The 21,943-nt window shown below is 75.0% G+C and carries 5 protein-coding genes; 1 reads left to right on the forward strand and 4 read right to left on the reverse strand.

Going from position 1 to position 21,943, the window contains the following annotated elements:
- Positions 1-21: 21 nt before the first annotated feature.
- Both ACIG3E_RS32255 and ACIG3E_RS32260 read right to left on the reverse strand, forming a co-directional pair.
- The gene (locus tag ACIG3E_RS32255; protein WP_399623101.1) at positions 22-17,085 is read right to left on the reverse strand and encodes a type I polyketide synthase; all 17,064 of its coding nucleotides are present in this window, start codon (positions 17,083-17,085) and stop codon (positions 22-24) included.
- Between the two features lie 34 nt (positions 17,086-17,119).
- Positions 17,120-18,313 (reverse strand): cytochrome P450, encoded by a 1,194-nt coding sequence (locus tag ACIG3E_RS32260; RefSeq protein ID WP_399623102.1) that lies wholly within the window; start codon positions 18,311-18,313, stop codon positions 17,120-17,122.
- A gap of 342 nt (positions 18,314-18,655) precedes the next feature.
- On the opposite strand from ACIG3E_RS32260, the gene ACIG3E_RS32265 reads away from it, so the two are divergent.
- Positions 18,656-19,891: a hypothetical protein gene (locus ACIG3E_RS32265; protein WP_399623103.1), complete on the forward strand. Its 1,236-nt coding sequence runs from the start codon at positions 18,656-18,658 to the stop codon at positions 19,889-19,891.
- Positions 19,892-19,947: 56 nt separating this feature from the next.
- On the opposite strand, the gene ACIG3E_RS32270 is transcribed toward ACIG3E_RS32265, so the two are convergent.
- Positions 19,948-21,153, reverse strand: coding sequence for a cytochrome P450 (locus ACIG3E_RS32270; protein ID WP_399623104.1), 1,206 nt, complete (start codon positions 21,151-21,153; stop codon positions 19,948-19,950).
- Between the two features lie 32 nt (positions 21,154-21,185).
- A complete protein-coding gene (locus ACIG3E_RS32275; RefSeq protein ID WP_399623105.1) occupies positions 21,186-21,884 on the reverse strand; it encodes a class I SAM-dependent methyltransferase in 699 nt (232 codons plus the stop codon).
- Positions 21,885-21,943: the final 59 nt, after the last annotated feature.

The following is a 21,943-nucleotide window of genomic DNA, read 5'->3' on the forward strand; positions in this document are numbered from 1 at the left end:
CCGGGACTCGTTCACAGGTGGTCAGCTCGTCTTGCCCAGGGCCCGTCGCACCAGACCGGCGACGTCCATCGCGTCGATCAGTTCGGCGTCGGCGGCGGTCGTCTCCGCGTCCGCGGTCACGTCGGCCTCGGCCTCGGCCCCGGCTTCGGCGAGGCCGAGGAGGGCGTCGAGCACCCCGGCCTCCTTGAACCGGGCCAGCGGCACGGACGCGAGGACCCGCCTGAGGTCGTCCTCCCGTCCGGCGAGGCCGTCGTCGGGCTCCCGGAGGAGTTCGGTGCGCAGATGGCCGACCAGCGCCTCCGGGGTGGGGTAGTCGAAGATCAGGGTGGCGGGCAGGCGGAGCCCGGTGGCCGCGTGGAGGCTGTTGCGCAGGTTCACGGCGGCCAGCGAGTCGAAGCCGACGTCCTGGAACGCCTGGCGCGGGCCGATGCCCTCCGCGCCGCCGTGGCCGAGGACCGTCGAGGCGTGGCCGCGGACCAGGCGCAGCAGGAGGCGGTTCTGCTCGGTGTCGGAGACCGCCCGCAGGGAGTCCGCGAGGGTCGCGGCGGTGCCGCTGTCCTCGCCGTCGTCCCCCGCGGCCTGGAGCACCGCCTGCGCCTCGGGCAGGTCGGCGAGGAGCGGGCTGGGGCGTACCGAGGTGAAGGCGGGGACGAAGGCGGCCCAGTCCATGTCGGCCACCGTCACGGACTTCTCGTTGCCCCGCACCGCCTGCGCCATGGCCGTCACGGCCAGCTGCGGCGCCATGGGCAGGACGCCGCGGCGGCGCAGCTGGGCGAGGGCCGCCTCGTCCATGCCGACGCCGATCCGGTCGAGGGCGCCCCAGGCGATCGAGGTGGCCCGCAGGCCCCGGGCGCGGCGCCATTCGACCAGGGCGTCGAGGACGGCGTTGGCCGCGCCGGAGGGTCCTTGACCGCCACCGCCCCACACCCCGGCGATGGAGGAGAAGACGACGAAGGCGTCGAGCGGCGTGTCCTGGAACAGTTCGTCGAGCCACACCGCCGTGTCCGCCTTGGCCGCGAACACCTCGGCGAGGTCGTGCGCGCCGGTGTCGTCGACGGCGCTGGTCCAGGTGAGGTCGGCCGCGTGCACGACGGCCGTGAGGGGCCGCTGAGGGTCCCGCGCGGCCGTGAGGCGGGCGAGGGCGTCCCGGTCGGTGTCGGCGCAGGACTCCACCTCCGTACGGAGGTGGAGTCCTGCGAGTTCGGCGCGCAGTTCGGCCACGCTTCCGGCGGGCGCGTGCGCGGTGGTGGTGACGAGGAGCCGTTCGACGCCGGTGAGCGCGAGCCACAGGGAGACGTGCCTGCCGAGGCCTTCGGCGCCCCCGGTGACCAGGACCGTGCCCCGGGGCTGCCAGCCGCTGTCGCCGACGGTGTCCGGCGCGGCCTTGCGGACCAGCCTGCGCGCGTACGCGCCCGACCGCCGGACCGCGAGCTGGTCCTCTCCGGCGGCGGAGTTCAGCACGCCGAGCAGCTGCCGGGCCGTGCGCGGGTCGGTCACGGCGGGCAGGTCGATCAGGCCGCCCCACCGGTCGGGCCGTTCGAGCGCGGCGGCGCGGCCAAGGCCCCACAGCGCCGCCTGCGCGGGTGAGGTGAGGGTGTCGTGGATGCCGATGTTCACCGCGCCCCGGGTCAGGCACCACAGCGGCGGTGTCGCGCCGGTGTCCCCCAGGGCCTGGATCAGCGCGAGCGCCGCGGCGGTGACGGCGGTCGGGTCCTGCGGGCCGCCGCGCGCGCCGCGGTCCAGGGCGAGCAGCGAGAGCACACCGGCCACGTCGTGCTCGGCGAGGAGCGCGCCCAGCCGCTCGGCGAGCCGTTCGCGGGTGCCGTCGGCCGCGCCGACCTCCAAGAGCAGCGTGGCGAACCCGAGGCCGGTCAGTTCCGCCAGGAGCGCGTCGGTACCGCTGTCCTCGGTGCGTCCGGACGGTACGACGACCAGCCACCGGCCGCCGGGCACGCCCGCGGGTTCGTGGGCGAGCGGCCGCCAGGTGACGTGGTAGCGCAGCTTCTCGGCGGTCGACATCCGGCGGCGCTTCCCGCGCCACTCGGCGAGTACGGGCACGAGGGTGTTCAGGGCACCGAGCTGGTCGGTCGCCGCCGTGTCGAGCAGGGCGCCGAGGGAGTCCACGTCGGCGTGTTCGACCGCGGCCCAGAAGTCGGCGTCCGCGCCCTCGGCCGCGTCGGCGGTGTCGTCGTCGGCGGCGGCCTCGCGCAGCCAGTAGTGCTGGTGGTCGAAGGCGTACGTCGGCAGGTCCGCGCGCGCCGACCGGGCCGCGGCCGCGGCCCCGGCGGGCAGCACGGCCGACCAGTCGACGGCCACGCCCCGCACGAACAGCTCGGCCATCGACGCGAGGAGCCGCCGCGGGCCGCCGTCCTCGCGGCGCAGCGACCCGGTCACCACCGCTGCGGCGTCGGCGCTCTCGACGGCCTCGGTGACGGGCTGCACGAGGACCGGGTGGGCGCTGGCCTCCACGAACACGCCGTGCCCCTGCCGCAGCAGCTCGGCCACGGCGGGTGCGAACCGCACCTGCCCGCGCAGGTTCCGGTACCAGTACGCGCCGTCCAGGACCTCGGCGTCCGTCACCCAGCCGCCGGTGACGGTGGAGTAGAACGGCACTGTCGGGGCCTTCGCGCTCACTCCTGCCAGTGCTTCGGCTAGCGCACCCTGGATGTCCTCTACGTGGCGGGAGTGCGAGGCGTAGTCCACGGCCACGCGCCGGGTGCGGACGCCGTCGGCGTCGAGTGCCGCCAGGGCCTCGTCCAGGGCTCGGGCGTCACCGGCGACGACGACGGAGGACGGGCTGTTCACGGCGGCCACCTCGACGCGACCGGCCCACCGCTCCAGGCGTGCGGCCGCGTCCTCCTCGCCGAGCGCGACGGACGCCATGCCGCCCCGTCCGGCGAGCTCCGTGGCGATGGCCTGGCTGCGCACGGCCACCACACGGGCCGCGTCGTCGAGGGACAGCGCCCCGGCCACACACGCGGCGGCGATCTCCCCCTGCGAGTGACCGAGGACCGCGTCCGGCTCCACGCCCACGGACGCCCACACCGCCGCCAAGCCCACCATCACGGCGAAGCTGGCGGGCTGCACCACATCCACCCGCTCAAGGAACTCGGGATCCACCTCCCCCCGTAGTACGTCGACAAGTGACCAGTCCACCCACGGCTCCAACGCCGCCGCACACTCCCCCACCCGCTCCCCGAACACCGGTGACGAGTCCAGGAGTTCACGCCCCATCCCGACCCACTGCGACCCCTGTCCCGGGAACACCAGCACGACCTTGCCGAGGGCGCCCGGGCCGGTCGCGCTGCCGGTCACCACGTTCGGTCCGCCTTCGCCCCGGGCCAGCGCATGCAGCCCCGACAGGGCCTCGGCGGGCGCGTCGGCCAGCACCACGGCGCGTTCGGCCAGGGCGGCACGGCCCGACGCCAGTGCTGTGGCCACGCCCGCGAGGGGCACCCCGGCGGCACCGGACTCCACGTACGACGCGAGGCGACCGGCCTGGCCCGCCAGCGATCCGGCGCCGCGCGCCGACACCACCAGCGGGACCACGCCCGTCGGCTCGGGGGCGGGCCGCTCCTCCTCGGCGGGGGCTTCCTCCAGGATCAGATGGGCGTTCGTGCCACTGGCGCCGAAGGCGGAGATCCCGGCCCGGCGCGGACGCCCGTCGCGCGGCCAGTCCCTGGCCTCGGTGAGGAGCTCGACCGCGCCCGCCGACCAGTCGACCTGCGGCGTGGGCTCGTCCACGTGCAGCGTCCTGGGGAGCGTCCCGTGGCGCATGGCCATGACCATCTTGATGACACCGGCGACACCCGCGGCGGCCTGGGTGTGGCCGATGTTCGACTTCAACGAGCCGAGCCACAGCGGCTGTTCGGCGTCGCGGCCCTGTCCGTACGTCGCGAGGAGGGCGTGGGCCTCGATCGGGTCGCCCAGGGCCGTCCCGGTCCCGTGGGCCTCCACGGCGTCCACGTCCGCGGGGGTGAGTCCCGCCGTGTCGAGGGCGCGGCGGATCACGCGCTGCTGTGAGGGGCCGTTGGGGGCGGTGAGGCCATTGGACGCGCCGTCCTGGTTGACCGCGCTGCCCCGGATGACGGCGAGGACCTGGTGGCCGCGTTCCCGGGCGACGGAGAGGCGTTCCAGTACGACGACGCCCACGCCCTCGGACCAGCCGGTGCCGTCGGCGGTGGAGGAGAAGGCCTTGCACCGGCCGTCGGCGGACAGGCCGCGCTGCCGGGAGAACTCCAGGAAGGCGTCCGGGCTCGCCATCACGGTCGCGCCCCCGGCCAGGGCCATCGAGCACTCACCCTGCCGCAGCGCCTGCGCCGCCAGGTGCATCGCGACCAGGGAGGAGGAGCAGGCGGTGTCCACGGTGACGGCCGGGCCCTCGAAGCCGAAGACGTACGACACGCGGCCCGAGGCCACGCTCGCCGCCGTACCGGTCATGAGGTAGCCCTGCACGTCCTCGGGCACCTGGTGGAGCCGGGTCACGTAGTCGTGGTGGACGATTCCGGTGAAGACGCCGATGTCGCTGCCCCGGGCCGACAGCGGGTCGACGCCCGCCCGCTCCAGGGCCTCCCAGGAGGTTTCGAGGAGCAGCCGCTGCTGCGGGTCCATGGCGAGGGCCTCGCGCGGGGAGATGCCGAAGAGCCCGGCGTCGAACCGTGCCGCCTCGTGGAGGAAGCCGCCGGAGCGCGTGTAGCTCGTGCCCGAGTGGCTCGGGTCCGGGTGGTACAGCCCGTCCAGGTCCCAGTCGCGGTCCACCGGGAAGCCGGAGATCGCGTCCCTGCCCTCCACGAGCAGCGTCCACAGCTCCTCGGGGCTGTCCGCTCCGCCCGGCAGTCGGCTGCTCATCGCGACGATCGCGATGGGCTCGTCGGCGGTCACTGCCGGGGCCGGGGCAGGCGGGTCGGGCTGCTCGCCGAGGAGTTCGGCCCGCAGGTGGGCCGCGAGGAGGGCGGGGGTCGGGTGGTCGAAGACCAGGGTGCTGGGCAGCTCCACGCCGGTGAAGTCGCGCAGGCGGTTGCGGAGCTTGACCGCGCCGAGGGAGTCGAAGCCGAGGTTCTTGAAGGGCTGCTCCGCGTCGAAGTCGAAGCGGTCCCGGGCGCGGTGGCCGAGGACGACCGCGGTGCTCTCCTGGACCAGGTCGAGGACCACGCGGTGCTGCTCCGCGGCGGAGAGCCCGGCCAGCCGGTCGGCGAGGGCGTCTCCCGTACCGTCCCGTCGCGCGGCCGCGCGACGGGGGACGGCCCCGGTCGCCGTCGGCACGTCGGCGGCGACTTCGCGCGCGGCGGCGGGGGCCCCGCCGTGCCCGGCCGGGCCGGTCAGGCTCAACGGGCCCAGGGACGCGACGGGTTCACCGTCCGGGTCCGCGAGCTCCAGCAGGTGGCGGCCGTCCCGCCCCGGTGTGATCCGCAGCCGCAGCGAGGCGGCGCCCTCCGCGTACACCGCGAGTCCGGCGCAGGCGGCCAGATCGGCGGCGTTCGCCGTCGGGTCCGCTCCCGTACGCGCGGCCAGGACGCGCAGCGCGGTGTCGATGAGCACGGGGTGGAGAGTGAATTGGCGTGATTCATCGGCCAGTTCGTCCGGGAGGGCGATCTCGGCACAGGTGTGGTCGCCCTGCCGCCACCCGCGCTCCCCGGGGGTGTCCTCGGGCGGCTGCCAGGTCCGCAGGTCGAAGGCCGGGCGCGGGGTTCCGGGGACGAGGACGGCTCGGGCGTGGCACGTCCAGGGCCCTTGCTCCGGGCCCGCGGGGCGGCCGTGGACGGTGGCGCGGCGGCGGCCGTCGGGCGCCGGGGCCGCCACGGACACCCGTACGTGGGTGTGGCCGCGCCCCGGCACCGTCAACGGCTCGTCGACCTCGATCTGTTCGAGGCTGCCGCAGCCCACCTCGTCACCGGCCCGGACGAGCATGTCCAGGAGGACGGCGGCCGGGATCGCGGTGGTGCCGTCGGCGGCCGTCAGGCCGGGGAGGCGGCCCGGGCCGTGGGGTGCGAGCCGCCCGGTGAGCACGACGCCGCCGCTGCCGCCGTCGTCGCCCGGCACGTCGATGACGGTGCCGAGCAGCGGGTGCCGGGCGCCGGTGGCGCCGAGCGCCTCCGCCCCTGCCGGTGCGGTGGGGTCGGGCTCGATCCAGTACCGCTGGTGCTGGAAGGCGTAGGTGGGCAGGTCGGCTCCGGCCGCCGTGGTCGGGGGTGCGAGGACGGACGTCCAGTCCACGGCCGTGCCGCGCACGTGGAGTTCGGCGAGCGCGGTCAGGACGTCGGTGGCCTCCGCGCCGTCCTTGCGCAGGGTGGCGACGCAGCTCTGCTCCGGCGCGCCGAGGGAGCCGAGGGCCATCGCGGCGAGGGCCCCGCCCGGGCCCAGTTCGAGGAACGTCGTCGCCCCGAGGCCGCCGAGCGCGGTGACGGCGTCGCCGAACCGTACGGTGCCGCGCACCTGGTCGACCCAGTAGCCGGGGGTGGCGAGCCGTCCGTCCCGGGCGAGGGCGCCGGTCAGCGTGGAGACGACGGGAAGGTCGCCGGTGCGGTACGACAGGCGCTCCGCGACCGTGCGGAACGCGTCGAGCATGGGCTCCATGAGCGGGGAGTGGAAGGCGTGGCCGACCGGGAGCCGTCGCGTCTTGCGCCCCTGGCGCGCCAGGTCGTCGGCGAGGGCCAGGACGGCGTCCTCGGTGCCGGAGAGCACCAGGGCGTCGGGGCCGTTCACCGCGGCGACGCAGACCGCGCCCCGCGCCCGGGCGAGCAGCGGCTCGACGTCGGCCTCGGTCGCCCGGACGGCGACCATCGCGCCGCCGGCGGGGAGTGCCTGCATCAACCGGCCGCGCGCGGCGACGAGTTCGCCCGCGTCGGCCAGGTCGAGGACTCCGGAGACGTGCGCGGCGGTGATCTCCCCGATCGAGTGTCCCGCGAGGAGGTCCGGCCGTACCCCCCAGGACTCGAAGAGCCGGAACAGCGCCGTCTCCAGGGCGAACAGGGCGGCCTGCGTGTACAGGGTCCGGCCGAGCAGTTCGCTGCCGGGCGCCCCGGGTGCGGCGAACACCACCTCGCGCAGCGGGCGTTCCGTGTGCCCGCCCAGGTGCGCCTCCACGGCGGCGCACGCGGCGGCGAAGGCGTCGCGGAAGACGGGGTGCGCCGCGGCGAGTTCGCGGCCCATGCCGGGCCACTGGCTGCCCTGCCCGGTGAAGAGGACGGCGAGTTTGCCCGGGACGGGGGTGCCGGAGACCACGGCGGGGCTCTCCTCGCCCCTGCCGAAGGCGCGCAGCTCCGCACCGGCCTGTCCCCGGTCGGACGCCAGGACGACGGCGCGGTGGTCGAGCCGGGCGCGCGTGGTGGCGAGGGCGTGCGCCGCATCCGCGAGGCGTACGTCAGGCCGGTCGTCGAGGAAGCGGGCGAGCCGGTCGGCCTGGCCGCGCAGCCCGGCGGGGGTGCGGGCCGACACGGGCAGCGGGACCAGGGCCGGGGCGCCGGGCTGAGGCTCGGGCTCGACGGCCGCCAAGTGGTCGGGGGCCTCCTGGTGAAGGGTCGCTCGGCCGGGGGCCTCCTGCTCCGGGGCCTCCTGCTCCGGGGCCTCCTCCAGGACGACGTGCGCGTTGGTGCCGCCGATGCCGAAGGACGACACCCCGGCCCGGCGCGGACGGCCCTCGCGCGGCCACGCCCGGGCCTCGGTCAGGAGCTCCACCGCGCCCGCGGACCAGTCGACGCGGGACGAGGGGCGGTCCACGTGCAGCGTCCTGGGGAGCGTGCCGTGGCGCATGGCCATGACCATCTTGATCACACCGGCGACGCCCGCCGCCGCCTGGGTGTGCCCGATGTTCGACTTCACGGACCCGAGCCACAGCGGCCGTCCGGCGGGCCGGTCCCGCCCGTACGTCGCGAGCAGTGCCTGCGCCTCGATCGGGTCGCCGAGGGTCGTGCCCGTGCCGTGGGCCTCCACGGCGTCCACGTCCGACGTGGTGAGGCCCGCGTGGGCGAGGGCCTGGCGGATCACGCGCTGCTGCGCGGGGCCGTTGGGCGCCGTCAGGCCGTTGGACGCGCCGTCCTGGTTGACGGCGGAGCCGCGGACGACGGCGAGGACCCGGTGGCCCCGGCGGCGGGCGTCCGAGAGGCGCTCCACGAGGAGCAGCCCCGCGCCCTCGGACCAGCCGGTGCCGTCGGCGCCGTCCGCGAAGGCCTTGCACCGGCCGTCGGGGGCGAGCCCGCGCTGCCGGGAGAACTCCACGAACGTCTCCACGGTGCCCATCACCATCACGCCACCGGCCAGGGCCATGGAGCACTCGCCCCGGTGCAGCGCCTGCGCCGCCAGGTGCAGGGCCACCAGGGAGGAGGAGCAGGCCGTGTCGACGGTGATGGCGGGGCCCTCGAAGCCGTAGTGGTAGGCGACGCGGCCGGAGGCGACGCTGCCCGAGCCGCCGGTGAGCCGCAGGCCCTCGATGCCGGGGGCACCGGATGCCTGGTGCAGCCGCACGCTGTAGTCGTGGCTGTTGACGCCGACGAAGACGCCGACGTCCTGCCCGGCCAGGGTGGCCGGGTCGATCGCGGCCCGCTCGAACGCCTCCCAGGACGTTTCGAGGAGCAGTCGCTGCTGCGGGTCCATGGCGAGGGCTTCGTTCGGCGAGATGCCGAAGAAGGCGGCGTCGAACCCGGCGGCGTCGTCGAGGAAGGCGCCGTGGCGCACGTAGGTGGTGCCCGCGTGGTCGGGGTCGGGGTGGAAGAGCCGGTCGGTGTCCCAGCCGCGGTCGTCGGGGAACTCGGTGACCGCGTCGGTCCCTTCGGCCACCACGCGCCAGAGGTCCTCCGGGCTGTGCGCACCGGCGGGGAAGCGGCACGCCATCGCCACGATCGCGATCGGTTCGTCGGCCGTGCGGGCGGGCGCGGCGGGCTCGGCCGGATGCTCCTGCGGTACGCCGAGGAGTTCGGCCGCCAGGTGCCCGGCGAGCGCGGTCGGCTTCGGGTAGTCGAAGACCATGGCCGGGGAGAGGGCGAGCCCGGTCGCGGCGGCGAGCCGGTTCCGCAGCTCCACCGCCGTCAGCGAGTCGAACCCGGCCTCCTTGAACGTCCGGTCGGCCCGTACGGCGTCGGCGGTGGTGTGCCCGAGCACCTCGGCGGCGTGCCCGCGCACCAGGTCGACCAGGGCCTCGGTCCGCTCGGTGGCGCCCAGGGCGGCGACGCGTTCCCGCAGCGACGCGGGCCCGGCGGGGGCCGACGCCCCGGCCGTGGGGCGCGGTCGCGGGGCGAGGCCGCGCAGCAACGGGGGCAGCGGCCCCGCGGCCGCGGCCGTGCGCAGCGCGGCGATGTCGAACCTCGCCGCGACCAGCGGGTCGTCCGCGTCGGTGCGCAGGGCGGCGTCCAGCAGGGCCATGCCATCGGCGGCGGACAGGCCCGCCATGCCGATGCGCTGGTTGCGCCGCAGGTCGGCGGCGCCCAGGTGCGCGGTCATGCCGCTGGCCGTCGCCCAGTAGCCCCAGGCCAGGGACACCCCCGGCAGGCCCGCCCGGCGCCGTTGGCACGCCAGGGCGTCCAGGGCGGCGTTGGCGGCGGCGTAGTTGGCCTGCCCCGGGTTGCCGAGTATGCCCGCCGCCGAGGAGAACAGGACGAACGCGGCGAGGTCCAGGTCCCGGGTCAGCTCGTGCAGGTGCAGCGCGGCGTCCGTCTTCGGCCGCAGCACGGTGTCGACGCGTTCCGGGGTCAGCTCGGTGAGCACCCCGTCGTCCAGGACACCGGCGGCGTGCACCACGGCGGTGAGCGGACGCGCGGCCGGTATCGCCCGCAGCAGCTCCGCCACCTGGGCCCGGTCCGCGGTGTCGCAGGCGGCGACGGTGACGGACGCCCCCATCCCGGCCAGCTCTTCCCGCAGCTCCGGCGCCGCGCCCCGGCGGCTGGCGAGGACCAGGTGGCGGATGCCGTGCGCGGCGACCAGGTGCCGCGCGGTGGTGGCGCCGAGCGTTCCGGTGCCGCCGGTGATCAGGACGGTGCCTTCGGGGTCGAGCGGGCGGGGCCGCCGCCCGGCGCCGGGCTCCGGTACGTCCACCCGGGCGAGCCTGGGCACCGCCGCGGCTCCGCCGTACACCCTCAGCTGCGGTTCGCCGCTCAGCAGCGCGGCGGGCAGCGCGGGCCGGGAGTCCGCGTCGAGCTCCACGAGGACGATCCGGCCCGGATGCTCCGACTGCGCCGAGCGCACCAGACCCCACACCGCGGCCGCGCCGAGTTCCGTACGGTCCCCGGTGACGACGGCGAGCCGGGTCCCCGCGAGCGCGGGCTCCGCGAGCCAGGCCTGGAGCACGGCCAGGGCCGCGTTGACCGCAGGCCGGGGGTCGGCGGTCGCGCGCACGGCTTCGTACACCAGGACCTCGGGGACCGACGTGCCCGGCCCCGCGCAGGCACCGACGTCCTCGGCATCCGCGACGGTCACCGCGTCGAGCGCCCGGTCCACGGCGGGCAGCGTCAGCTCCGCCCAGTCGACGCGGAACAGCGCGTCGTGCGCCACCTCATCGACGCCACCCGCCTGTTCGGGGGTGAACGCGGCCCCGCGTACGGACGTGACGGTCATGACGGGCTGCCCCGCGGGGTCGGTCAGCCGCAGCCCGGTGCCGTCCGGCGACGTCTCGCCCGCTCGTACGTGGAGCGTGGTGGCGCCCGACGCCAGCAGGGTCACCCCGGTCCACACCGACGCCACCATGCCGTCGGGGACGACCGTGCGGACGGCGGCGTCGAGGAGCGCGGGGTGCATACCGTAACGGCCCGCTTCGCGCAGGGCGGCACCGTCCAGAGCGACCTCGGTCGCGGGCCCGGTCCGCGAGGGTGTCACCTCGGTCGTCGTGCCGTGCGACAGCGTGCCGCGGGCGTGCCGGGTCCAGCGCGCGGCCAGCGGGGCGTCCCCGGCGCGGGAGTAGACCTCCACCGGCCGCCGTCCCGCCTCGTCCGGCTCACCGACGACGACCTGGACGCCGCGGCTGCCACGGCGCGGCAGCACCACGGGCTCGTCGATGGTGAGTTCGTCGAGTGCGGGGCTCGCGAGGAGGTCACCGAGCCGGACGGCCACCTCGACCAGGGCGGCGTTCGGCACCACGGCCACGTCACCCACCAGGTGGTCCCCGAGCCACGGCTGCGACCGGAGCGACCACCGCGATGTGGCCATGAGCCCACCGGAGTCCGGCATGGCGACGACCGCGCCAAGGAGTGGATGGTCCCCCGCGGTCTGCCCCAGCGAGGCCGCGTCGGTGGCCTCCGCGACCGGCTTCAGCCAGTAGTGCTGGTGGTCGAAGGCGTACGTCGGCAACTCCACGGGCACCGACCCCGACGCGGGCAGCACGCCACGCCAGTCGACAGCCACACCCCGCACGAACAACTCAGCCATCGACGCCAGCAGCCGCCGCAGACCACCCTCGCCCCGGCGCAGCGACCCGGTCACCACCACGTCAGCACCCACGGCCTCAGCGACCGGCTGTACGAGTACGGGATGGGCGCTGACCTCTACGAACACGCCGTGGCCCTGCGCGAGAAGGTCGGCCACGGCCGGACCGAACCGCACCTGACCGCGTAGGTTGCGGTACCAGTACGCGCCGTCCAGGACCCCGGCCTCCTCCACCCAGCCACCGGTCACGGTCGAGTAGAACGGCACCACCGGGGCCTTCGCGTCCACACCTGCCAGTGCTTCGGCGAGCACGTCCTCGATGTCCTCTACGTGGCGGGTGTGGGAGGCGTAGTCCACCGCCACGCGGCGGGTGCGGATGCCGTCACCGGACAGGGCCTCCAGTACCTCGTCCAAGGCTTCGGCGTCACCCGCGACCACCACGGACGAGGGCCCGTTGACGGCCGCGACCTCCACCCGACCTGCCCAGGGATCCAGCCGCCCCGCCACCTCCGCCTCACCCAGGGCAACCGAAGCCATGCCCCCACGCCCGGCCAGCTCGCGAGCGATGGCCCGACTCCGCAACGCCACCACCCGCACCGCATCCTCAAGCGACAACGCCCCCGCCACACACGCCGCCGCGATCTCCCCCTGCGAGTGACCAAGCACCGCATCCGGCCGAACCCCAACGGACTCCCACACCGCAGCCAAACCGACCATCACCGCGAAACTCGCGGGCTGCACCACATCCACCCGCTCAAGGAACTCGGGCTCAGCCTCACCCCGTAGTACGTCGACAAGCGACCAGTCCACCCACGGCCCCAACGCCGCCGCACACTCCCCCACCCGCTCCGCGAACACCGGCGAAGCATCGAGGAGTTCACGACCCATCCCCACCCACTGCGACCCCTGCCCCGGGAACACCCACACGACCCTGCCCGGCGTGCCCGTACCGGTCACCAGACCCGCCGCGTGCTCGCCACGTGCCAGGGCCCGCAACCCGGCCAGCGCCTCCTCGCCCGAGCCCGCCACCACCACCGCGCGCTCACCCAGCACGGCTCGACCGGAAACCAACGCCCCGGCCACACCCGCCAACGAAGCGCCAGCACCCGACGCCACGTACGACGCAAGACGCCCGGCCTGCCCCGCCAGCGAAGCCCGGCTCCGCGCCGACACCACCAACGGCACCACACCCACCGGCACCGGCTCCTCCGCGACCGGCTCCTCGGGCGCCTCCTCCAGGATCAGATGGGCATTCGTGCCGCTCACGCCGAAGGACGACACGCCCGCCCGGCGCGGGCGCCCGGCGCGCGGCCAGTCCCGTGCCTCCGTCAGGAGCTCCACCGCGCCCAGGGACCAGTCGACTTGGGGTGTGGGCGCGTCCACGTGGAGGGTGGCCGGGAGGAGCCCGTGCCGCAGCGCCTGGACCATCTTGATCACACCGGCCACACCGGCGGCGGCCTGCGCATGACCGATGTTCGACTTCAACGAGCCCAGCCACAGCGGCCGTTCCGGATCCCTGCCCTGCCCGTACGTCGCGAGCAAGGCCTGCGCCTCGATCGGGTCACCCAGGGCCGTCCCGGTGCCGTGGGCCTCGACCGCGTCCACGTCGGACGAGGCCAGCCCGGCGCTGGCGAGCGCCTTGCGGATCACGCGCTGCTGTGAGAGGCCGTTGGGGGCGGTGAGGCCGTTGGAGGCGCCGTCCTGGTTGACCGCGCTGCCCCGGATGACCGCGAGCACCCGGTGGCCGCGTTCGCGCGCGACGGACAGGCGCTCAAGGACCACGACGCCCACGCCCTCGGCCCAGCCGGTGCCGTCGGCCGTGGAGGAGAAGGCCTTGCACCGGCCGTCGGGGGCCAGGGCCCGCTGCCGGGAGAACTCCACGAAGGTGCCGGGCGTGGCCATCACGGTCGCGCCTCCGGCCAGGGCCATCGAGCACTCGCCCTGCCGCAGCGCCTGCGCCGCCAAGTGCGTCGCCACCAGCGACGACGAGCACGCCGTGTCCACCGTGACCGCCGGGCCCTCGAAACCGAGCACGTACGACACCCGGCCCGACGCGACGCTGCCCGCCGAGCCCGTGCTGGCGAAGCCCTCCGCCTCGGGTGCGACGGCTCCGGTGCCGGTCGCCCCGTAGCCCTGGCCGAACACGCCGGAGTACACGCCGACGTCGGCGCCCTTCAGCGAGCCCGGGTCGATGCCCGCCCGCTCCAGGGCCTCCCAGGACACTTCCAGGAGCAGCCGCTGCTGCGGGTCCATCGCCGTGGCCTCGCGCGGGGAGATGCCGAAGAACCCCGCGTCGAAGAGACCGGCCTCGTGGAGGAATCCGCCCTGGTCGGTGTACGACGTGCCCGCGCGGTCCGGGTCCGGGTCGAAGAGGCCCTCCAGGTCCCAGCCCCGGTCCTCGGGAAAGCCCGACACCGCGTCGCGGCCCTGGGACACCAGGCGCCACAGGTCCTCGGGGCCGGTCACCCCGCCCGGCAACCGGCACGCCATCCCCACGATCGCGAGGGGTTCGCCGGGGTCGGCCGCCCGCGCCGCCTCGGTCACCGGCTGGGTGACGCCGAGGAGCTCGGCACGCAGCCGGGCGGCCAGCGCCTCCGGGGTGGGGTGGTCGAAGACGACGGTGGTGGGCAGGGGCAGGCCGGTGCTCTCCGTCAGCCGGTTGCGCAGTTCGACGACGGCCATCGAGGTGAGGCCCAGGTCGCGGAAGGCCCGGTCGGCCGGTATCGGTTCGGGCCCCGACCGGTGCAGCACGGCGGCGGTCCGCGTACGGACCAGGTCCTCCAGGAGCGCCCGTTGCGCACGCTCGTCCAGCGCGGTCAGGCGGTCGCGCAGCGCCGCCGTGACGGCCGCGTCGGGCTCGCGCCGCCGGGGCGGCGCCTGCTCGTGCCCCGCCAAGTCCGCGAGGGGCGCGGGGAGTCGGCGCACGTCGGGCGGTGCGCTCGGGTCAAGGGTCAGGAGCGTCGCCGGGTTCGTCGTCAGGGCGAGGTCGAACGCGGTGAGGAACGCGGCGCGCGCCCACCCCGTCTCCTCGTCCGCCGAGCTCGCGGCGCCGGGCTCGCCGACCCGCGCGAGGAACGTGCCGGGCAGGCCCCGCAGCCGCCGGTTCCGCACCACCGCTTCGGTCAGGGCTTCGCCGACGGCCGCGTCGGGAGTGCCGGGCCAACCCACCAGGGCGGCCGCGCCGGACACCGCGACGAAGGAGACGGCTCCCGACTCGGCGGTCATCTCATCGAGGAACAGGGCGAGTTCGGGGTCGTCGGCGGCGTGCACCACCGCGCTCACCGGTCGCCGCAGACCGGCGAGGGCGGCCCGCAGCGGCTCCGGATCGCGCCCGTCGGCGGCCACGCGGACGGCGTCCGTACCCGTGGGGGCCGGGGCGGGGTCGGTTGACGTACCTGCGGGGGCGTCGACGAGCAGCAGGTTCTCCACCTGGTGGACCGTGGCGAGCCGGTGCGCGAGTGTCGTGCCGTGCTCCGTGTCCGCCCCGGTGACCACCACCGTGCCGGTGGCTCCCGGCCAGGCGGCTACGCCGGGCACGTCGTCCACGGGCAATCGGCTCGGTCGCGGGGCCAGCAGGGTGCCCGAACGCACCGCGATCCGCGGCTCGTTGACGGCGAGCGCGGCGAACAGGGTCTCCGGGGCCGCGTCCGCGTCGCGGTCGAGGAGGGTGAGCGAGCCCGCGCCCTCTTCCTGGAGGGACCGGGCGACGGCCCAGAGGGGCGCTTCCGCCAGGTCCCGCGCCCCGTCCCGTCCGGTGGCCGCGAGGGCCGCGCGGGTGAGCACCACGAGGCGGGCCGCCGCCTGCTCCGGCCGTGCCAGCCAGGCCCGCAGCTGTCCGTCCAGTTGCCGGGCGGCGCCGCGGCCCTCGGCGAGCGACTCCCGCGCGACGGCCGCGTGCCCCGCGTCCGGAGGGCCCGCCTGGTCCGCGGGCCGGGTGCCGCCGGTCCGTGACGGCGGTACGACGACCGTGACCTCGGGGACCGCGTCCCCGGCGGCCACCGCGGCCCGGACCGCCGCCAGGTCCGGGTAGTGCCGTGCGTCGGCGCCCGCGGCGCGCAGGGCCGTGGCGAGCCCGGCCGCCGAGGGTCCGGCCACGGCCCACGTCCGGGCCGGGGGGTGGGGGTCCGCCGGTGGCGTCACCGGAGCCCAGTCCAAGCTCAGGAGCCCGTCGTGGTGGCCGCTCGCCGCGTACCGCAGCCTGCTCGGCCGGTCGGCCAGGAGGCGCCGCCGCGTCTTGCCCGAGGCGGTCCGGGGGATGGCGGTGACCTCGTGGACGCGCTCCGGCACCTTGTACGCGGAGAGCTGTGCGCGGCAGCGGTCGATCAGCGCGGCCGTGTCGAAGCCGGAGGGGCCGGGGACCACGTAGGCGACGGGCACCTCGCCGAGCGTGCGGTGGGGCGCGCCGGAGACGGCCGCGTCGGCGACGCCCTCGACGGTGCGCAGGACCGCCTCGACCTCCTCGGGGTGGATGTTCTCCCCGCCCCGGATGACGAGTTCCTTGATGCGGCCGCGGATGGTGACGTACCCGGCGTCGTCGCGCCGGGCGAGGTCCCCGGTCCGGTACCAGCCGTCGCGCAGCGCCTCGGCGGTCGCGTCGGGGCTGTTGTGGTAGCCGACCATGACGTTCGGCCCGCTGACCCACACCTCGCCCTCCTGCCCGACGGGGACGTCGCGGCCCGTGTCGGGGTCGACGACGCGGACCCCGACGCCCGGCACGGGCAGGCCGCAGGACCCGTCGACCCGGGCGCCGTCGGGCGGGTTGATGGTGATGGCCCCGCACGTCTCGGTGCTGCCGTAGGCGTCGACCAGCGGGACGCCGAAGGTGTCCTCGAAGTCCCGGCGCAGTCCGGGCCCGGTGACGGCGCCGCCGACCAGGCCGATCCGCAGGGCGGGCGCGGAGAAGCCGTGCTGCCGGGCTGCGGTCACCAGGTGGTGGTAGGTGGTGGGCACCCCGGCGAGGAACGTCGTGCCGTCCTCGCGGAGCGCCTTGATCACGTCGTCCGCGGAGGCGCCGTCCAGGAGCCGGGCGGTGGCGCCGACCGCGGTGACGGACAGGACGCACGCGATGTGGGAGAGGCTGTGGAACAGCGGGAGCGGCCACAGCACCCGGTCCTCGTGCGTCAGTCCGGGTATCGGCACATAGCAGGAGGCCACGGACCAGAGGCAGTTGCGCTGGGTCGACAGGACGCCCTTGGGGCGCCCCGTGGTCCCGGAGGTGTAGAACATCCAGGCCACGTCGTCGAGGCCGAGGTCGTCGCGGGCGGGCTCGGTCGGCTCGGTGACGGCGAGCCGGTCGTACGCGTGCGCGCCCGGCCCCTCGACGGCCTCGGGCTCCTCGCCCGTCACCAGGAGCGTGGTGGCGGGCGCCATGGCCGGTGAGCTCCGCAGCCGCCGTGCCCGCGCGGGGTCGGTGATGACCGCGGTGGCGCCGCTGTCGGCGAGTGCGTACTCCAGTTCGGCCAGGGCCGAGGCCGGGTTGAGCGGCACCCCGATGGCACCGGCGCGCACGACCGCGAGGTAACTCTCCACCGTGGCCACGGTGTTGCCGAGGCAGAGGGCCACCCGGTCGCCGCGTGCCACACCGAGCGCGGCGAGGTGTCCGGCCAGCCTGCGCGTCCGCGCCTCCAGGTCGCCGTGGGTGACCGCCCGCCGGTCGTCCTCGAAAGCCGCCTTGTCGGGAAACCGGGCCGCGTTCTCCACGAGTACGACGGGCAGCGGCTTGATGAGGTCGGTGCGCACGATGCCGCGGTTCCTTTCGGAGAGGGAGAAAGGCTCACCAAGAGACAGGAAGGCTCTTCACGGCGAAGACGGACCCCTTGAGCCGGAGCGGCACCTCGTCCGTCGCGACGGCGAGGCGCAGACCGGGAAACTCCCCGAGGAGGGCCGCGAGACCGGCGCGCAGTTCGACGCGGGCCAGGTTCTGGCCGAGGCACTGGTGGATTCCGTAACCGAAGGCGACGTGTCCCGTGGTGTCGCGGTCGATGTCCAGTTTCTCGGGGCAGGTGAATTTGGCGGGGTCGCGGTTGGCCGCGGGCAGGGACACCGTCACGGTGTCGCCCTTCTTGACCGTCTCCCCGTTCAGTTCGAGGTCTTCGAGGGCGGTCCGGTAGGTGTGGTACTGGTTGACGGTGAGATAGCGGAGGAGTTCCTCGACCGCGGCGTCGAGTCGTGCCGGATCCGCGCGGACCTTCGCCAGTTGTTCCGTGTGGTGCAGGAGCGCGAAAACACCGACGGACAGGGCGCTTTCCGTGGTCTCGTAGCCCGCGAAGAGCAGCAGGACGACGATGTTGCACAGCTCTTCCGTCGTCAGTTCCCCGTCGGCGGTCAGACGGCTGAGGAGGTCGTCGCCGGGCTGCTTCCGCTTGCGCTCGATGACCTCGACGAAGAAGGAGCCCGCCTTCTCGAAGGCGGCGGCGACCTCCTGCGGATCCGCGTCGGGGTCGTGCAGGAGCGTCGGCGCGTGCTCGTAGTGCTCGCGTTCGTCGTAGGGCAGCCCGACCAGTTCGGAGAGCACCCTCAGGACCAGGGGCCTGGCGAAGGTCTCCACCAGGTCGGCGGGCGTGCCGTGGGCACGCATGACGCCGACCTGCTCGGCGGCCACGGCCTCCACCCGCGCCCTGAGCCGACTCGCCCTGCGGACGGTGAACTCCCCGGTCAACAGGCGCCGGTAGCGCGTGTGGTCGGGCGGGTCCATGTGGATGAACATCCCGGGAATCTTCGGGTGATTGGGCACCAGCTGCCCCTGGTGGGTCACCGGGAAGTGCCCGATCTCCGTGCTGTGGCTGAACCTCGGGTCGCCGAGGACCTTGCGCACCACGTCGTGACCGGTGGCGAGCCAACCCTCGTGACCGTCGGGATAGGTCATCCGCGCGAGCGGCCGTTCGGCGCGCAGCGCGTCGAACACGGCGGGAGGATCGAACTGATGGGTCCGCGCCCACGGCACCTCATAGGAAATCGCGTCGCTCATGGAATCCTCCCGCTCGGGGTGATGTCCCGTATGCGCGGCGGCTCGCGAAAGGCTCATATGCGGGCGCGAACACGGGGTCGTGGACCAAGCAGCGGAATTTCCGCAGACACGGGATGCGCACCACGCGCATGCTGCTTGAATCTCTGTGGCCAGGCTAGTCGCCCAGTGACCGCGCGGAATCCCCCAACCTGGTAGGGCCCGGTGGTGTAGTCGGCGGGGCGGCCGTCGACGTGCGGAACGTCCCGCAGGACTACCCGCGTTGGTGATGGCCCTGCCGTAGCCGGTGGGCAAAGATGACCGGGCTGCGGATCCGCAGGGCGCCGGCGGAAAGGCCATTCCTTCATGACGACAGCCGCAATTCAGCGTGCGCTGACACCCACCGAGAAAATCTATGCCGACGTGGAGATGTACGTGGGCTACACGGTGCGTACCGTCGGCCCCCTGGATCCGGACGCGCTGCGGACCGCCTACGCGGCGGTGTGCCACGCGCATCCGCAGCTCGCCGCCCGGCTCGAAGCCGACGACGGCGGGCTCGTGTTCGTGGCGTCCGGCGTCCCGCCCGAGGTGCAGATCTGCGCGGGCGACCCCGACCACCCGCTGACCGGCGTGGAGTTGGACGAGTACCGGATGCTGAGCGCGCTCAACGTGGTGCGCGACGGCGCCGAGGCGAGCGTGACGCTGCTGACCCACCACAGCATCGCCGACGCCCACCACTCCATCGAACTGCTCGCGGCGCTGTGGGCCTGCTACACCGACGTCGTGCGGGGCGTGCCCGTGGACCTGCCGCGCCGCCCCTACCCCCGGTCCCTCGAAGACCTCCTTGCCGAGCGCGGCATCCACCGGGCCGCGTCCGGTGACGGGGACGCGGCGCCGCTCAGGACGGTGACGGAGCTGCCCGCCTCCGCGCGGGTTCCGATGGTCCGGCACGTGGTGCAGCACCGCCTGACCCGGGCCGAGACGAAGGCGCTCGCGGAGCTCGGCCATCGCGAGCAGGTGACGCTCAATGGCCTGCTTTCGGGGGCCGTTCTGCTGGTGGAGGCCGAGGTCCGGGGCCTGCCGGTCGCCGAGCTGCTGTTCCGGTACACGGTGAACCTGCGCAACCGCCTCGCGCCCCCGGTCGGCCCGACCGAGGGGACGAACGTCGTCGGGGGCGGCCTCTTCAGGGCCGCCGACGACGTCGGGCCCGGTGCCGTCGCCCTCGGCCGGGCGCTCGGCGAGCGGCTGCGGGCGGGCCTCGCCGACGGGTCCATCCAGCGCAGCCTCCTGGACATGGTCACCCAGCCCGCGCCGCACGCGAAGGCGCGGCCGTCGGGTCCGGCGCCCGCCGTGGTCAGCGTGTCGAACTGGGGCGTCGTGCCGCCCCTGCGGTCACCGGACGGCCTGCTCCTGGCCAACTTCCACTCCTCCTCGCGCCGGAAGGTGGCCCCGGGCGAGTTCGCGGCCATCGGCGGCTATGTGGCCACCACCTTCGACGGCCGCACCGGGGTCGACCTGGCGTGGCCCGAGGGGGACGCGGAGCTGCCCGAGCGCCTGGGGCTGCTGCGGCAGGTGCTGGGCCGCCTGACGGCGCGGACCTGACCGCCCCCGGACACGGAACTGCCGGAGCCCCAGCGGTCGGGGGCTCCGGCAGACGCCTACCAGGTGACCGGCAGCCGGTGCACGCCGTAGGGGATGACCAGGTCGTCGCGCAGGGGGATGTCCCCGGCGGGCTCCGCGAGGCGCAGGTCCGGGAACCGGGCGAACAGGGCGGGGAAGGCCACGCGCATCTCGACGCGCGCCAGCTGCATCCCCAGGCACTGGTGGACGCCGTACCCGAACCCCAGGTGGCCCACCGCGTCGCGCCGGATGTCGAGGGTGTCCGGGTCGCCGAAGCGGACCGGGTCGCGGTTGGCGGCCTGCACGGAGAACGCCACCGACTCCCCGGCCCTGACCAGCTCACCGGCCAGTTCGACGTCCTCGAGGGCCGCGCGGGAGCCGGTGTGCACGACGCTCATGTAGCGCATCAGCTCCTCGACGGCGCCGCCCGCGAGGTCCGGCCGCTCCCGCAGGGCCGCCAGCTGGTCCGGGCGGTTCAGGAGCGCCCAGGTGCCAAGAGCCAGCATGTTCGAGGTCGAGTCGACGCCCGCGTGCATCATCACCGCGCACAGGCCCACCAGTTCGTCCTCGGTGAGGTCGGACGTGGTCAGCTCGCTCAGCAGGTCGTCGGTGGGCGCGGCCCGCTTGGCCGCCACCAGCTCGCGGAAGTACTCCTGCATGTCGGCGTACGTCAGCTCCACGTACGCCGCGACGTCCTCCGCCACGGCCGCGGCGTCGTCCGTGCCCCGCATCGGCGGGTGGAAGGTGGCGCGGTCCTGGTGCGGCACGCCGAGCAGGGCGCAGACCATCAGCGTCGGGACGGGGCGGGCGAAGAACTCCAGCAGGTCCACGGGGCCGCCGTGCCGCTCCATGGCGTCGAGCTGCCCGGCGACGATCTGCTTGGCGCTGCCGGTGAGGCGGCGCATCCGGCGCATGGTGAACTTGCCCGCGAGGAGCTTGCGGTACCGCGTGTGGTCCGGCGGGTCGATGTGGAGCATGTCGCCGGGCAGCGGCGGGAACCCCCGGCCGATGTCGGCCAGGGGCCAGTGCCTCCTGTCGTTGCGGTGGCTGAAGCGCGGGTCGGAGAGCAGCGCGCGCACCACCGCGTGGCCGGTGGCCAGCCAGCCGACGTGACCGCCTGGGAACTCCATGCGGGTCAGCGGGGCCCGGTCGCGCAGCACGGCGAGGCCGGGCGGCGGGTCGAACGGGCAGCCTGCCGCGCGGGCGGTGGGCAGGCCCGTCGGCGTGGCGGGCGTTTCGGTCATGTCGGCCACCTCGGGTGCGGGTCCGGGCGCGGTCAGTCGCGCGTCGCTTCGAGGAGCCAGATCGGCAGCAGCGTGGCGCCGCTGTCGTCGGTGTCGAGCTGCCCGCCTTCGTAGTCCTTGCGCAGGGGCTCGTCGAGGACGGTCGTCGTCAGGTGCTGGGCGCGCAGGGTGGTGACGGTCCAGCCGGGGCCGCTGAAGGCGTCGCGTATGGTCTCCTCGGTGATGGGCTCGGGGCCGGCCGCGGCGCCCCGGGAGCACCACTGGAGCAGCCGCCCGCCGGGCCGCAGGACCCGCGCGACGGCGTCCGCGTACGCGCGGCGCCGCCGGGGTCCGAAGCAGTGGAAGACCAGGCTGCTGGTCACCGTGTCGAACTGGTCGTCGTAGCCGTCGAGGCTCGTCGCGTCGCCGACGGCGAAGGTGACGTCGGCGCCCTTCTCAGCGGCGCGGGCCCGCGCCTTCTCGACCGCGGTGGGCGCGACGTCGAGACCCGTCACGCGATAGCCGCGCTGGGCCAGGTGGATGGCGTTGTCACCGACGCCGCTGCCGATGTCGAGGACGTCACCGACGACGCGGCCCGCCCGCTCGAGGTCCACCAGGATCGGCTGCGGTCCGCCGATGTCCCAGGGCATCCGCTCCAGCACCACGCCTTCCACCAGGGAGCTGGTCCGGTAGGCCCGTTCGTAGTCCAGGGTGGTCGCGTCGAAGTGCTGGTATGCGTTGTCGTCGGTCATCCGTTCCGTCCCTGTGGTCGACGATGGTCTGGTGACGTCTCCCAGGGTGAGGCAGCGGT

Origin of the sequence: Streptomyces sp. NPDC053474, from assembly GCF_044544845.1 — a bacterium.
Classification (GTDB): Bacteria; Actinomycetota; Actinomycetes; order Streptomycetales; family Streptomycetaceae; genus Streptomyces.